Raw genomic sequence first — 14447 nt, forward strand, 5'->3', positions numbered from 1 at the left:
TGCTCCTTATTCTGCGTCTTTTATAGCCTGGCTAAACCAGCTGGTGATAGTCGTTGGATGTGTAATTGCTGTTCCCACGACGGCTGCCCAAGCACCTTTTTTCATTACAGCACCTGCCTGAGCCGGAGTGTGAACGCGTCCTTCGCAAATGATGGGGATATCCGGAAACTCCGCAACCATTTGGGTGAGAAGCCCCAAATCTGGCCCATCTGTCTTGATACGTTCACCAGTGTATCCCGCTAGTGTGGTGGACAGCATGTCGGTTTCGGATTCTGCCGCTTGGCGGGCGTCTTCAATAGATCCACAATCAGCCATTACGAGTATTCCTTCGTCATGCAGAGCGGAAACAGTTTGCGCGTAAGTGCGCCCGTCGGGTCGAGGGCGTCTGGTCGCGTCAAGTGCGACTATGTCGGCACCAGCCATGGAACATGCGCGGGCGTGTCGAAGTGTTGGAGTGATGAATACACCTTCATGGCCTTCTTTCCAGATTCCCAATACCGGAATTTCTACCCGGTCTTTTATGGCTGAAATATCTGCTAAACCTTGGCAGCGTATTCCGACAGCTCCGCCCTGCTCGGCAGCGCGTGCTATTTGCGCCATGGTTTCAGGGCTCCGCATAGGTTCGCCCGGGTAGGCTTGGACGCTAACAATAAGTCCTCCGTGAAGAGATTCAATTACCCTGTTCATAGTTTTCTTCCAATTTCGAAGCGGCCCAGCATGATGCTCCCAGCAGTGGAGCGGCTGAACCGAGTTTTCCTTTCAGTAGGGGAGTGTTGCGCATAGGTGGAAGGACACACTCGGAGTAACCGGTTTTTACCTGCGCCAGCCATTTGCTTCCACTTCTAGTTACCGAGCCGGACAGGATTATTGCGTGGGGATCAAAACAGTTACACAATCCACCCAGAACCTGTCCGAGTGCGTGTGCTGTTTCTTCCAGTATCTCTTGCGCGTATTCCTCACCCTGTGCCGCGCGAGTGGATATCTCTTTCCCACTCGACACCGGTGATAGCGCAGGGGGAAGTTCTTTGTTGTAAAAACTAACCTGGCCGCTTCCGGAAGCGACTGTTTCGATGTGGCTAAACCCGCCGCAAGAGCATTCCAGTCCGTCGGCTAGAGGGTGAACTATATGGCCAATGTGGCCGGATGCAAAGTGCGCTCCTTGTAGTAAATGTCCATCTTGTATAAACGCTCCGCCCATACCTGTACCAACAGCTACTGACAGGATAGTTCTGTAGTTTTTCCCAACGCCCCAGTTGGCTTCACCAAGCGCGTGCGCATGTACATCATTTAGGAGGAAGGTGGGGAGGGCATACTCGTTCTGAAAATAGTTTTTCAGGTCCGTCCCCGTCCAATTCTTTATTAGATCGGTTGCAGATGTAATAGCTCCGCTGTCTGTATCTACGATCCCCGCGGTAGAAATCCCGATTGCTTCCGCTTGTCCAATTTCCAGGATCTTGCGGAGCTGTTGGGCGGCAGCGGCGCAAACAGCGCCGCTGCCGTCCCTAGCCGGAGTAGAAAGATCAGCTATTTGAGTGATGTCCCCACTTTCGGTGCAAATAAGACCGGCGCCAATCTTTGTGCCGCCTATGTCTATTGCGGCTACCCTAGTCACTTAGGACCCCAGTTTTTACTAGCACGTTCCGGATGCGCTCCACATTTTCACCTTCAAGGGCTGCAACCGGCTCAGGCATCATGTTTGAATCGTACACGCCGAGTAATTTCAAGGCTGTCTTGAAAGCTCCGACTCCCGCTCCAAAACCAGAAACTTCCTGTACCACTGAAGTGATGCGCATGAGTGCCGAAAGATGGTTCTGGGTGGTGCGAACGCTTTCCCAGTCGCCAGCTTGATAAGCCTGCCACTGGTTTACATAGCTAACTGGATCTACGTTAGCGAGACCTGGCACTGACCCATCTGCTCCCGCCATGTAGGCGCCGTCGACAACTACCTCTTGACCGGTAAATAGCGCGAGTGGGTGACCGGCTTCCTTATTGTCGTCAACAAGGAAGCGGAATGCCACATCGTCTCCTGAGGAATCCTTGACGCCAGCGATTACGCCGTCTTTTCCAAGTCTGATTAGCAAGTCGCCCGGAAGCTTGACGTGCACACAAACTGGAATATCGTAGGCGAAAATAGGTAGGGAGGTAGCCTCGTGAATCTTGCGGAAGTGTCGCTCGATCTCTGTGATGCCGCCTAGTGCGTAGAAAGGCGCCGTAGCGACTATCGCATCGTAACCAAGTTTTTCTGCAACCTTTGCGTGTTCAATGACGCGTAGTGTTTCGGTGTCGATACATCCGGCTAGAAGCGGAACCCTGTCGCCAACTATCTCCTTAGCTGCTCGGAGGATTTCTTCGCGACGTGCATCGGTCGAGAAAGCTACCTCACCGGACGATCCCAGGATGAAAAGTCCATTTACCCCCGCTTCAATCATTCTGTCTATAGAACGTTTGAAACTGTTTTTATCCAGTTCACCCGCCGAGGTAAGGGGGGTTACTACCGGTGGTATGACGCCTTTGAACTTGTTCACTTTTCAATTCCTTTAGCTGAGTCGTAGATATTTCTAAGCATTTGCACACGTTCTGGCAGAGAGGCCTTTTCAGGAACGCAGATTTTAGCTCCTATGTATTTGGCGGAAGAAGCGGCTTCTGCACAACGCTGGATCTCCTCACCGGTTAGTAACGAGGTGGGTTCGTAGGTGGAACTAGGTAAGTGTCCATCTATCCATTCGTAGCCATACTGTGTAGCATCCGGGCCTGCTCCCGAGAAGATGACTCCAGCTAGGACTCCCGCTTTGGCGCATTGTTGGATATGCTCGAAAGCTGTTTCCGCAGTCCTGCCCTCTACCACTGATCGTCCCCAATTTATGTGGATTCCAACGCCGAGTTGTCGCGCAATGTTTATTTCCTCCTCGATCGCTAGAAAGCCTTTTTCTGGCTTTTGCGAGGAGATGAATTTGTCGCAATGTTCGATTACGATCTCTGCGCCACCCCAGTCCCACTTAAGGAGCTGCTCCAGTGAGGTGCTGAAGGCGTCAGTGTCAGCCAATTTGGTAGGCGCGGAATGTAGTTGGATTACGCTAATTGAATTCCTGCCGGTTGCTGTATTAAGTTCAGCAACGGATCTGCGAATTCCCTCGCAGAAATCTAGGGCAGCTTCTCTCCCTGATTTCTCAGCAGAGGCGAGGCCAAAGTGAGGCTCCTTCCACACGTTCTGCATGGTGCCGGGGATTGCCGTGATTGTGTTAGTTGTCCAATGTTCCGGTAGGACTTTGGCGAAGGCTGTCGCATTATCCTTGATAACTCCCGGATAGGGAATCTCAATTCCATCGATCCAGTCTTGCTGCCCCAAGATTTGGTAGTAATCGTTGTGCTTTCTTTCGTCGGGCAATGATGCGTAGGCCCCGACAATGAAAGACTTAGACATTATTTGCCTCCCTTTATGACTTCGTCGTCACCGTCTTCAATGCGTACTGCTTCGGGTGCCACGGCTTTCTGAAGAAGTCGAGGAACGTTTGCGCCGATTGAAACCATTACTACTGCTGCGAAGCCAGCAGAGAGAATTGCGAGTGCCATGCCAAGAGAAACCTTTGCGGCGACAGCGGCGCCTAGTACTGGACCGACTGCTCCGCCGAGAGCACCTACGTTATAGCAGAAGCCTAGGCCGGCTGCGCGCTTGTCAACCGGGAAGTAACTCGATACCCACTTGGGCAGTAGTCCGGAGATGCCTTGCCCGAACATCTGTTGGAAGAACAAGAGTGCTGCTACCAGGAGTACGTATTTACCGTTCTGCATGAACAGCGGGAAAACGATGATCTGGGAGAGTAGGAGTGACAAAGCGTACCAACGGCGCATGCCAAAATGATCGCCAGCGAAACCAGCAATAATGTAACCGCAGGCATTGCCGAGTCCTGCGAACGATACGACGTTTGCTACTAACTGCTGATCCATTCCCACGCCTTGGAGGTAGGTGGGAAGGAGGCCTTGAATTGGCCAGGTGTACATGAAAGAGGCAAAGATCGTCAGCATGATTGCCACGCCTGTTACCCAGCGGTTCTTGTTGAACTGAACTATGAAGTAGATGAAAATTACTGCACAGAGTGCGCCGAGGATAGTAGTGACAGCTATGCCAGAGGTGATGGACGTGAAGATCAGTAGAAGAGCAGCAGATGCTACGACTACTGCTAGGTAGTTCAGCATCTTCTTGTTACCGCCGAATAGGACTGCGAGCATGTCGTTGTTGTCGACGTGTCCCTTAGATTTCGCATCTTTCCAATCGGCTGCTTCTGGAAGCGACCGGCGCATGTAAATGGCTATGCCGATCGGAACCACGCCGGTGAGGAATAAGGCTCTCCAGCCCCAGCCGGGATGTAAAGAATCAACCCAAGTTGCAAAATACTTATCTACTTGGGCGGCAGCAATAACGCCGAATGCGTAGCCTGACAGAAGGAACCCGGATGCCTTATTACGCATATGCACTGGCCAGGACTCAATTACGTAGGTGGCGGAGGATGAATACTCGCCAGCCATTGCAAACCCGATTACGAGACGGAGGATAAATAGAATCCAGTAATTAGGAGCGAGAGCGCACGCAATTGATCCGAAGGCAAACATGAAGATTGACAGAACCATTGCAGGTTTACGACCATAGCGGTCCCCGACAGCGCCCAAGACAAGGCCGCCAATCCAGCGACTGATGAACGCTGCAGAAATTAGTGAAGCGCCTTGAACCAATGTGAGGTCGAAGGTTTTGATGATTGCGGGAAGTGCAAAGGATATTAGTACGAAATCGTAACCGTCTAGCAGCACTCCCAGCCATGCGGCAAAGAACGCTTTCCAGTCTTCCTTGTCTAAGTATTCCCACCAGTGTTTCTTGCGCGCGGCCTGCGCGCCTGCTGTATTACTCATTAGGGATTTACTCCTTATATTCGTCTTTGAACAGGTGAATCCAATAGATCAGTTGTCTTACAAGTTAGTTATAGCAGTAGCAGTTAGTCTTCGCAAGGGGCTGCGGCGAATCCTCTCTTGTGTGGCATATGCACAGTTAGAGCCACTGTTTTTGGGGACGCTTGCCATGAGCTGAAGTGTAGGCTAGCATGTCGAACATAATGTCAGACAACTGATAGCTACAGGGTGGTAGTGAGAGATGAATATGGTTACCGCATCGAGGCGAGATAGATCGTGGAGAGCGCTGTTAGGATGTTTTCTAGCGATGGTATTGGCCTGCGGAGGCGCGATGTGCATAGCTGATGCGGGTGCGGCAGATGTGTCATCGACTCCTCTAGTGGAAGTTACTAACCCATACAGTCAAAATGCGCAGGGGCCTGGACTGGATCTAGTGCAGTACGCTCCAAAGGTTAGTTCGTTGCATTCGGGGACTATTGCAATCACATTTAAAACGACCCAAAAATCTCCCTCTGCCGCGCTGTTCAGTGCTTCCTCTACAAAGGATCCTTCTACGAATCTGACCTTGTCGGTGCGGAATGGACATCTGTACTGGGAAGTAAGAGATCAAAAGCTGGCGCCTGAAAGTTGGCTTGCAAAGGCAGATGCGGAAGATGCTGGCCCTGTGAGTGATGGATCGGAACACGCGGCTGTTGTTACTGTTTCGGATGACAACACTCGTATTTATCTGGATGGGCAACAGGTGTTCAGCACCGCTGCTAGAGCGTTTTTCTCGTCATTGAACCAGATCGATTCTCTAAGACTTGGAGCCAACTATGACAACTCTGGAAGACAGTGGGGATTCGAAGGAACTATTAGTAATGCGAGCATTTACAGTTCTCCATTGTCTGCCCAGCAAATCCGAGCGACCACTAAGTACCCCCATCCAGTTTTTTCAGTAGATAAGAGTGCGTCGATCCCAGACGCAGTGCGGAATGCTGCTGAGGAGCAAAAAGTAACTCTGGTTTACCGGGTGCAAAACGACGGAGCGGTAAATAAAGAAGCGCGATTGCGGCGAGGACACACCGATGTACAGATACTTAGCTTCGGGCCTTCTATAGCCTTCAGGCAAGGTGGCCAAAAGCTCGAGATACCGCTGAACAAACACCTTAGGTCTGGTGACTCCATTGTGGTAGCTATTGATGGCGATGAGGCGAATTTTTACCTTAATGGGTCATCCCTGACTGCCCGGAAGATGCCCTCACATTCCCTGTCGTCTATAGATAACTACCTGAGTGAAGGGGCCGAGCTGAGAGTGTACGCAGGGAGGTTAAACACGGCACAAATTCAATCGCTTTCCTCATATGAGAATCCGGGAGAAATGGCGCTATTTGATCTTGGGTATGAGGGGGCTGCTAACTACAGGATTCCTGCGATCATTTGCACTGAGAATGGAACTTTAATTGCCAGTGCGGACCAACGGGTGCCCAACGCATACGACAGCCCAAATGACATTAACTTAGTTGTACGTAGGTCTTTGGATAACGGAAAGACCTGGGAACCCCTGCAGAAGCTGGTCGACCTGCCTGGAGAGGGTAGGAAAGCAGCGTCGGTAATTGACTCCTCCTTAGTGCAGGATCAGAAGAGTGGAAGAATCACCTTGCTTGTAGATCTGTACCCCGGAGGGGTTGGACAGCCTAATAATGTCCCTGGGACTGGTATGGCAGAAGATGGCTCTCTGCTACTGAAAGACGGTGAAAACCGTGCTTTCAAGTACAAATCAGGAAAGGTGCTGGACTCTGAGGGGAGAGAGACAGATTATTCCGTGGACAGTCAAGGTAACGTCCGCAAAGGCGGTCGTGAGCTGAATTCTATATACGATCCAGCTGAAAAATCTAAAGCCGTTCCCGATGGCCTATTCATGGCACCAACCTCCTATCTTGTTGAAATGCATTCCGATGATGATGGAGTTACCTGGAGTTCTCCTAGGCATATTAACCATCAAGTTAAAGCAGAATGGATGAAGTTTATTGGGACTAGTCCGGGATCTGCCATGCAGATCAAGGGTGGTAAATATGATGGGCGCTTAATTGTCCCAATCTATTATTCAAATTCTGTCGCAACGGTTTATTCCAGCGCAGTCGTCTACTCCGATGATGGAGGAACAACCTGGAGTAGATCTAAGTCTCCAAACGATGGAAGACAGTTTAGAGGGGGAACTATTGATTCAAAGACTGTGCGCGATGGGAGCGCGTCCCTGCATGAGTCTGCCGTTGTTCAGAGTGACGAGAACGAACTGACTATGTATATGCGGAATCTTAATCCGGGACGAAAGGTTGCTGTTTCTCGCTCTCGAGATGGAGGGGCTACCTGGAGTGGGGTGGAGTTCAAGGACGATACTCCGGATATATTCAGCCTGCCCGCAGCTCGGAGTATGTCCGGTGGCTACAAAAACGTACTGTTCGCAAACGCTTCGGCAGCGCAACCATATAGGGGTAAAGGGGTGCTCAGATTCTCTAACGATGGTGGATCAACGTGGCAATCTTCCAGAACCTTCCAAGCAGGACACTATGTATATCAATCCATGACGACACTGCCTAACGGCAATATTGGACTTCTCTGGGAACGTGAATGGCAAGGAATCTACTATTCAGAAATTCCTGCCGAATGGATAACTAAATATCCAGTAAGAAATTTTTAGAAGTAGTTTGTACTTGAAGGGTGAGTAGAAAATGAATACGAATGGACAAAGCTGGACAACTAATTTTCGTGCGAATATCGATGGCAGAATCGCACATGTGACGGGCAATGAGTGCGGTTGGGAACTTTCGATAGCTAACGGTAGCCTGCTGTTACTGGGTAGTAATAGCAATGCCAAGATTCGGCTCGACATGGAGGATACTTTCAAAGTTTCCGATAACCAGTGGCATGCATTGGGCATCTCTTCCACAGCAGAGGGCTCGAAGATCTATTTGGATGGGTGCCAATGCTTTTCTGCGACTGCTGACCTTAGGCCTATTGCTTGCGGGGAAACAAGCAGTTTTGATTGGGCGCCTACTACCGGTGTGGAACTAGCTGACGAGGCAGCTTTTGACAGGGCACTTACGCCTATGGAGTTTCTTGCGAAATCCGTAGCCCCGGAACCGTTAATTGAGTTTGCCGCATCCCATTTGTCCGATTACGACGCCACCCAGGTAGGACAGTTACGCTCGGGGTCGATTTTCCTTAGGTACCGAGTACGAGGCCCCGGCCAGCACGGTACGCTGCTCGCAGCTGCTGCAGGTGGGCAGGAAAAATTGAATATTGCTCTGACTGAACGCGGAGTTGAATACCGTGTGCTCGGAAAGGGCAATGTTTGGCGCCGCTTCGTTGCAGAGGGCCGTTGGGACCAGGGACATTGGCACGATGTTGTGCTTAGAGTTGGCCATGGCGCAGTCCAAATCTACGTCGACGGGTATATGGAAGCCCATCTTCCGGGGCAGGCGTTCTTCGGCAGCATTGAGAGCTGTGACGAGGTTGTTATTGGACAGGACATATACGGATCGAGGTTGTTCGGAGAGGTTCGTAACGCAGCGATATATTCGTCGGTGCTGAATGATTCGCAAATCAAGAAGCTATCGGCTGTGCAGCCTCTAGACACGCAATGCCTGTTCGATTACGGCTTTCAGGATTCGATAAGCTATCGCATTCCATCGCTTCTCACGACAAAGTCTGGGGTAGTAATTGCAGGGGCTGATCAGCGCGAAACGATAGCTAACGACTCTCCGAATTCAATCAACTTTGTTATCCGCCGCTCATTCGATGGCGGAAAGACTTGGGGAGATTTGCAGCCCGTGTTGAGCTATCCGGGGCATGGGGCCAATGGCGCCTCTGTAATCGATTCCTGTGTAGTTCAGGATCAGAACACTGGACGCATAATAGTGCTGATAGATCACTTCCCTGGGGGCATGGGCCAGCCCAATGCTCAAGCTGAGATCGGCATAGATACAAACGGGAATTATCTCCTTTTTGACGGTGAAGGAAATGGGTACACGTGGAACGCCGATGGAACAGTGTTGGGTGAAGATGGGGAACTTGCGCCGTATTCAGTTTCCGAGGATGGAACGGTAACTGTGTTGCAGGATGGAAAAGAGTCCTGCGGCGGCAACGTGTTTCTGAAAGATGGCGACGATCCTGCACAGACACTTCTCACGGCGCGCACCTCTTTCTTGCAAATGATCTACTCGGATGACGACGGAGAGACCTGGTCTAGACCGGTAAATCTGAACCACCAGGTCAAGAAGGACTGGATGGCATTCTTAGGGACTGCCCCAGGAAATGGTATTCAGCTTGCCAACTCAGATTATGCGGGGAGACTGGTTATGCCCGTTTACTACAACGGCGAAAGTAGGACCAATTTCTCCGCCACTGTGGTTTATTCCGACGATGGAGGTAAGTCGTGGAAATTGGCGAAGTCGCCCAATGACGGACGCATATTCGATGGAAGGGAAATCGACTCTCGGACTCTTGATACCGAATCTGCAGCTACTCATGAAGCGACTGTGATAGAGCGACAAGACGGGACTGTTCTTATGCTTATGCGCAACCAGCATCCCAGTGGCAAAGTAGCGGCTGTAGAAAGCGCAGATGGCGGAGAGACCTGGGGTGAGGTCTACTTTGTCGACCAGATTCCCGAGATCTTCTGCCAGCCGAATGCCGTTGCGTGGCCTACAGATAAGCATCGCGAGAGGGTGGTGTTCGCAAACGCTTCGCAGTTGAGGCCATATCGAGGTCGGGGTGTCCTGCGCAGGTCTGACGATGGTGGACGTACCTGGGATGTTGCCCGGACATTTAATCCAGCCCACTACGTGTACCAATGCATGGCGGTCATGCCTGACGGAGAACTTGGACTTCTTTGGGAACGAGAAATGCAGGGACTTTACTTTACGAAAATTCCACATGCCTGGTTCGATGCTGTAAGAGCATAAGTGGGGAGAATGTGGCACGGATCTGTTATCTTATGACTGCGGATACGTGCCACATCCGTAATAATTTGGGCGGGGAACTTCGCTGGTAGGAAAGTTGTAATGAAAAAAACATCAGATATCTTGTCATCACTTCCGCCTACCCTCACAGGCTACGAACAAACGAAGCTCGAGCAGAGGTTTACCTCCCGAACGGATTCCACGATCGAATCGGTAGAGCAGTACATAATTTCGGAACGCTTGAAGCCAGGTGACCCACTACCTACTGAAGCTGAACTATGTAAGCTCCTGGGAGTGTCGCGATCCTCGGTTCGAGAAGCGATGAAGCAACTCCAGGCGTTGGACATCGTGGCAACGAAGCAGGGCAAGGGCGCGTTTGTCTCGAACATGTCATTGTCTCCACTGGTCAATACTCTGGTCTTACGTTCGTCTATGGGGAATGGCTCATTGGGAACTCTCGATGAGGTGGTTTCCATGCGAAAGTATCTAGATATTGGTGTAGGCCACGATCTGGTAGAGAAGCGAGACCAGACGGATCTGAAAAAGATCAAAGAGCTGCGGGACCTGGTTAAACTGATGATTTCTAAGTCAACGACCGGTCGCTCCTATATCCAGGAAGACATTGCTTTTCACAGGGGACTAATTTCGATCCTTCAGAATCAGCTCTTAGACGAGATGATGAGTGCCATGTGGCTAATCCATATGGCTGTGGTTCCGTCATTGCCTGCCGACGCCGCGGGGCTTATAGCCACTGCAAAAGCTCATGGTGCCATGCTCCAAGCCATAGAGGACGGGGACATTGGTGCTTACTATCGCGCGGTGGAGGATCACTACCAACCATTGCGTTATCGAATGAGCGCTGCAGGACGTCACTAACTGCCGCCCTCGAAAAATGGCGGACTTACCAACTAAGCTGGGAGCGTGCTGGACAATTTCAATTCGATTCTGCCTGACCTGTTCCGTGTTATCGACCTAATTGGTGTGTTTGTCAACGGAATTATTGGCGGGCAGTTGGCGCGGCGCCGCAACTTCGATGCGGTGGGTTTTTTCGTGCTCGCCGTCATGAGCGGTCTAGGCGGAGGCATCGTTCGCGACATTATGTTGCCCGCTGGGCCTCCGGTCGCGCTCACTGATCCGTATTACCTGATTTGCGCCCTCGGCGGGGCGTTCGTGGCGATTCTGCTGCGTCTTTCGGGACGCTGGGCCACCCGCATGGTTTTCCTTGGGGACGGCCTGGTGCTTGGATGCTGGGCGGCCACGGGTACTCTCAAAACACTCAGCCAAGGGTTCAATATTCCCCCAGCCATTCTGCTTGGCCTTGTCACGGCAGTGGGCGGCGGCATGATCCGAGATGTCGCCTCCGGCATGGTTCCCCGCGTCTTCGGTGGCAACACGCTGTATGCGACTCCGGCGCTCGCGGCTTCGCTCATCATGGTCATCTTCTACAAGTTCCACATGCCGGTGTTCGGAATGCTTGTAGCGATCATCTTTGGCGGTTTGGGCACGGTCATCTCGGGGTGGCGGCGGTGGACGCTGCCAACTGGCGACTGGACGGTCACCATGACTTCTAAACAGTTGCGAGCACTGCTAGCGCGTAAGGGAGTAAAGCCGGAAATAAAGCCGTTTATCCTGGGTGGCAACCGCAAACTCAGGCCGTTCCGGGAACGTAAGAAGAACGCCGGTTCCACCGCTCAGATTACGGGCGAAGATCAGTAAATGTGCGGCCGGTACGGGATGTGGCGTTCCACCCAGGACGTGGCGGCGCTCTTTGGAGTAGACATGATTATCGAGGGCGTCCCCGACCCATCCTGGAACATTGCTCCGACGCACACTGTGAGTGCGGTGATGGAACGGTTTGCCGAGGGCGGCGAATTGGTGCGTGAATTGCGGCGGCTTCGGTGGGGGCTGATCCCCTCCTGGGTGAAAAGGCCGGATAAGCCCCTGTTGATCAACGCTAGAGCGGAGACGGTGACTGGTAAGCCGTCGTTCCGGACTGCAGCGTCTAAGCGTCGCGTGCTGCTCCCCGCCAATGGGTATTTCGAGTGGCAGCAAAGCGAGGGTGGCAAACAGCCCTACTTTCTTTCTGCTGGCGAGGGCGACCCGCTGGTAGCGTTTGCGGGCATCGCGGACACTTGGCGCGGCCCTGCCGGTTGGGTAGGGTCGGCGGCCATTTGCACCCGAAGTGCGCCAGACGCCCTCGGGCATATTCATGAGCGCACCCCGGTGATCGTGCCGGAAGATTTGTGGGGGCAGTGGCTGAACCCGGCGTTGACTGACCGGGAGCAGGTTGATGAGCTGCTCGGCCGCATCCCTCCTCCGGTGTTGCAGCCGCGCAAGGTGGGAAGCGAAGTCGGCTCCGTGCGCAATAACTATCCCAGCTTGGTAGAAGCCGCATCGTAATGGCAAAACGAGGGCGAAGATAGCTGTCCACAGCTGCGCCCAGTTTCGTTTAGACCGCCACACTATCCACAGGTGCTCTTTCGTGCGTCCCATTTGTCGGGGGTAGGTGCAAGAGTTGTTTCCATGAGGCGAAAGTTTGGCATCGGCGATGCGGTGGCGTGGGCCCTCGCTGCCATTGTCCTGGTGTGGGCAGTGGCCCCCATGGGCATAGATTTGGGTGGCTTTGGTAAGGCGGGGGTCGCTGGCACTAACAGGCCCGGGTCTATTTTGGACGCATTCAAATCTAATCAGAAGGTGCTGCAGGAAATCCCAAACACTACGTTTGCGCAGACAGTAAAGAATCTGCCCGTACGCCAGGGGAGGCCAGCAGAACGCTATAACCGCCGTAAGTTTGGGCAGCGGTGGGCAGACGAGGACAGGAATGGCTGCGACACTCGCAACGACATTTTGGCCCGGGATATGCGCCAGGTTACTTATAAGCCGGGCACCCGAAATTGCGTAGTTCTTTCCGGGGTGTTGCAGGATCCTTATACGGGTAAGGTAATCAACTTTGTGCGGGGCAATCGTACTTCCGAGGCGGTGCAGATTGATCACGTGGTTGCTCTAGCCGATGCGTGGGCTTCGGGTGCTGACAAGTGGGATGGGCCGCGCCGGCAGAAGTTCGCTAACGACCCGCTGAACTTGCTGGCAGTGGACGGCCCAGCTAACCAAGCGAAGAGCGCGTATGCGGCGGACAGGTGGCTTCCCCCCGATGCGGATTACCGTTGCGCCTACGTGGCCCGGCAAGTGCGCATAAAACAGGTGTGGGGGCTGACGGTTACAGCCGACGAACAGCGCACTATGGCACTTACTGCTTCTGAGTGCCCATCCCAACAATTGCCTGCCGGGCCTACTCTGGCGCTGGCTCACTGAGCCGGGCCCGCATATGTGCCGTATAAATAGGTAGAAGAAGGGGGGAATAATGAGCAACATCGCGAAGATCGTAGCCAACTTGAAGGACTGGCAAGAGGGCTTGTACAAGGAATTGCACGCCCATCCCGAACTATCTATGCAAGAGGAGTGGACTAGGGAGCGGATCACACAGGAGCTGACCGACCTGGGGGTAGAGCCGAAGCGCATCGGCGGGGGAGTCGTTGCCGTCCTCGAAAATGGGGAAGGCAGCACCATCCTTTCCAGGGCAGACTTCGATGCGCTTCCCCTAAAAGAGGAGACGGGATTGGATTTTGCCTCTACTGGCACCCAGAAGGATGCCGATGGCAATGACACTCCGGTTATGCACGGGTGCGGGCACGACATGCACACTGCCTGTCTGCTGGGCGCAGTAAAGGTCCTGCTGGCACAAAAAGACCTGTGGCAAGGCACTTTCATTGCGCTCTTCCAGCCGGGTGAAGAAACGGCCCAAGGCGCGAAATCCATGGTAGCGGACGGGCTGGTCGAACAGGTTCCCAAACCCGAAGTTTGCCTTGCCCAACACGTGGTGAGCATCCAAGAGGGTACCGTCAATGCCGTCTGCGGTCCGACGTTTTCTGGCGCAACTAGCCTGAAAATTACCGTCTACGGCAAGGGCTCCCACGGGTCTATGCCCCACCTGTCTATTGACCCCATCGTGATGGCCGCCGCGATCGTGCTGCGGCTTCAAACTATTGTGTCGCGGGAAATTTCGCCCTCGGATTTTGCCGTAGTTACGGTAGGGTCCATTGTGGCCGGAGCCTCCGCGAACACCATTCCCGATTCGGCAACCTTGCAACTGAATGTGCGCACCTACAAAGAATCGGTGCAAAAGAAGGTTACCGAATCCATTGAGCGCATTGTGAAGGCGGAATGCGCGGCCTCTGGCAGCGATCGCGAACCAGAATTTGAATACTTCAACCGCTACCCCCTAACCGCCAACCCAGAAGAACAATTCGACCGCATCACCGGGGCGTTCAAAGACTACTTTGGCGACCGGTATGCAGACGGGGAAAAGGTCACGGCCTCCGAGGACTTCACCTACATTCCCAAGGCCTTTGACGTGCCTTACTTCTACTGGACCTTTGGGGGCTTCCCCGATCCGGAGTCGGCGCCCGGCAACCACTCACCACAGTTTGCTCCCACCATGAGCCCCTCCTTGCAGGTGGGCACCGAGGCGCAGGTGGTAGCGGCCCTCGAATATTTGGGCAAGTAAACAACAATCCCGCGCCTAGTGCAGTTACGCCGGGCGCGGGA

General features: G+C 53.0%; 12 protein-coding genes. 7 read left to right on the forward strand and 5 right to left on the reverse strand.

The window, feature by feature from the left end:
• Positions 1–6 precede the first annotated feature (6 nt).
• From QP400_RS02615 to QP400_RS02635, 5 genes are read right to left on the reverse strand one after another with little or no spacing between them, the layout of a single operon-like run.
• On the reverse strand, positions 7–687 hold the full coding sequence (locus QP400_RS02615; RefSeq protein WP_004808106.1) for an N-acetylmannosamine-6-phosphate 2-epimerase: 681 nt from the start codon (positions 685–687) through the stop codon (positions 7–9).
• Positions 671–1612, reverse strand: a complete 942-nt coding sequence (locus tag QP400_RS02620) for an ROK family protein (RefSeq protein WP_004808108.1) — start codon at positions 1610–1612, stop codon at positions 671–673. Before QP400_RS02620 ends, QP400_RS02615 begins: the two co-directional genes overlap by 17 nt.
• The gene (locus tag QP400_RS02625; protein WP_004808109.1) at positions 1605–2525 is read right to left on the reverse strand and encodes a dihydrodipicolinate synthase family protein; all 921 of its coding nucleotides are present in this window, start codon (positions 2523–2525) and stop codon (positions 1605–1607) included. Before QP400_RS02625 ends, QP400_RS02620 begins: the two co-directional genes overlap by 8 nt.
• Complete coding sequence (locus QP400_RS02630; protein ID WP_004808111.1) at positions 2522–3421, reverse strand: DUF4862 family protein; 900 nt, start codon at positions 3419–3421, stop codon at positions 2522–2524. The genes QP400_RS02625 and QP400_RS02630 overlap by 4 nt, the downstream gene beginning before the upstream one ends.
• Entirely contained in the window at positions 3421–4902 is a 1482-nt protein-coding gene (locus tag QP400_RS02635) for an MFS transporter (protein ID WP_004808113.1), read from the reverse strand. The genes QP400_RS02630 and QP400_RS02635 overlap by 1 nt, the downstream gene beginning before the upstream one ends.
• A 328-nt stretch (positions 4903–5230) precedes the next feature.
• Between QP400_RS02635 and QP400_RS02640 the strand changes: the two genes are divergently transcribed.
• The 7 genes from QP400_RS02640 to QP400_RS02670 all read left to right on the forward strand — a co-directional run bounded on the left by QP400_RS02640 (position 5231) and on the right by QP400_RS02670 (position 14406).
• Complete coding sequence (locus tag QP400_RS02640; protein WP_004808115.1) at positions 5231–7579, forward strand: sialidase family protein; 2349 nt, start codon at positions 5231–5233, stop codon at positions 7577–7579.
• A 31-nt stretch (positions 7580–7610) separates the two neighbouring features.
• Positions 7611–9845, forward strand: a complete 2235-nt coding sequence (locus QP400_RS02645) for a sialidase family protein (RefSeq protein ID WP_004808117.1) — start codon at positions 7611–7613, stop codon at positions 9843–9845.
• Positions 9846–9944: 99 nt separating this feature from the next.
• Positions 9945–10718, forward strand: coding sequence for a FadR/GntR family transcriptional regulator (locus tag QP400_RS02650; protein WP_004808119.1), 774 nt, complete (start codon positions 9945–9947; stop codon positions 10716–10718).
• Positions 10719–10763: 45 nt separating this feature from the next.
• The gene (locus tag QP400_RS02655; protein ID WP_004808120.1) at positions 10764–11558 is read left to right on the forward strand and encodes a trimeric intracellular cation channel family protein; all 795 of its coding nucleotides are present in this window, start codon (positions 10764–10766) and stop codon (positions 11556–11558) included.
• Positions 11559–12242, forward strand: coding sequence for an SOS response-associated peptidase (locus QP400_RS02660; RefSeq protein WP_004808122.1), 684 nt, complete (start codon positions 11559–11561; stop codon positions 12240–12242).
• A 123-nt stretch (positions 12243–12365) separates the two neighbouring features.
• The gene (locus QP400_RS02665; RefSeq protein ID WP_004808124.1) at positions 12366–13154 is read left to right on the forward strand and encodes an HNH endonuclease family protein; all 789 of its coding nucleotides are present in this window, start codon (positions 12366–12368) and stop codon (positions 13152–13154) included.
• Between the two features lie 49 nt (positions 13155–13203).
• Entirely contained in the window at positions 13204–14406 is a 1203-nt protein-coding gene (locus QP400_RS02670) for an amidohydrolase (RefSeq protein ID WP_004808128.1), read from the forward strand.
• Positions 14407–14447 lie beyond the last annotated feature (41 nt).

Source organism: Winkia sp. UMB3158, from assembly GCF_030217145.1.
GTDB classification, from domain to species: Bacteria; Actinomycetota; Actinomycetes; order Actinomycetales; family Actinomycetaceae; genus Winkia; species Winkia anitrata.

Bases quoted from the DNA above. Each gene is read 5' to 3' on its own strand.
- QP400_RS02615 (WP_004808106.1), bottom strand. From the start codon at position 687: ATGAACAGGGTAATTGAATCTCTTCACGGAGGACTTATTGTTAGCGTC.
- QP400_RS02630 (WP_004808111.1), bottom strand. From the start codon at position 3,421: ATGTCTAAGTCTTTCATTGTCGGGGCCTACGCATCATTGCCCGACGAA.
- QP400_RS02635 (WP_004808113.1), bottom strand. From the start codon at position 4,902: ATGAGTAATACAGCAGGCGCGCAGGCCGCGCGCAAGAAACACTGGTGG.
- QP400_RS02640 (WP_004808115.1), top strand. From the start codon at position 5,231: ATGTGCATAGCTGATGCGGGTGCGGCAGATGTGTCATCGACTCCTCTA.
- QP400_RS02645 (WP_004808117.1), top strand. From the start codon at position 7,611: ATGAATACGAATGGACAAAGCTGGACAACTAATTTTCGTGCGAATATC.
- QP400_RS02650 (WP_004808119.1), top strand. From the start codon at position 9,945: ATGAAAAAAACATCAGATATCTTGTCATCACTTCCGCCTACCCTCACA.
- QP400_RS02660 (WP_004808122.1), top strand. From the start codon at position 11,559: ATGTGCGGCCGGTACGGGATGTGGCGTTCCACCCAGGACGTGGCGGCG.
- QP400_RS02665 (WP_004808124.1), top strand. From the start codon at position 12,366: ATGAGGCGAAAGTTTGGCATCGGCGATGCGGTGGCGTGGGCCCTCGCT.
- QP400_RS02670 (WP_004808128.1), top strand. From the start codon at position 13,204: ATGAGCAACATCGCGAAGATCGTAGCCAACTTGAAGGACTGGCAAGAG.